The organism is Sulfitobacter sp. CW3, from assembly GCF_019392245.1.
In the GTDB taxonomy this organism is placed as follows: domain Bacteria; phylum Pseudomonadota; class Alphaproteobacteria; order Rhodobacterales; family Rhodobacteraceae; genus Sulfitobacter.
In genome coordinates this window covers 1-250 of the sequence record NZ_JAHXRL010000438.1, presented here as the reverse complement: position 1 = coordinate 250, position 250 = coordinate 1, and the positions used below count along the sequence as shown (strand labels likewise).

At 72.8% G+C, this 250-nt stretch carries 1 protein-coding gene; it reads left to right on the top strand.

Translation table 11 applies throughout. The annotated features are described in order from the left end of the window. Positions 1 to 250: hypothetical protein (locus KZZ06_RS21725; protein WP_219581988.1), on the top strand; the 250-nt coding region annotated here is incomplete at both ends.

The following is a 250-nucleotide window of genomic DNA, read 5'->3' as shown; positions in this document are numbered from 1 at the left end:
GCCCTGGACGGTCCTGGTGCGGCAGCCCGTCGAGGTGGCGAAGGCGATCTCCGATCCGATCATCAACCGGCTGATGCTCGGCGGGGTGGCCTTCACGCTCCTGTTCGCGCTGCTGGGCTGGTCGGCGGCGGAGCGCCTCGCCCATCCGCTTCGCGCGCTGGCCAAGGCGGCCAGCGGCATCGACACGTCCACCGGCGATGCCCGCCTGCCGAAGCCGCGCGGCTACCGGGAGATCGCCGAGCTGACGGAC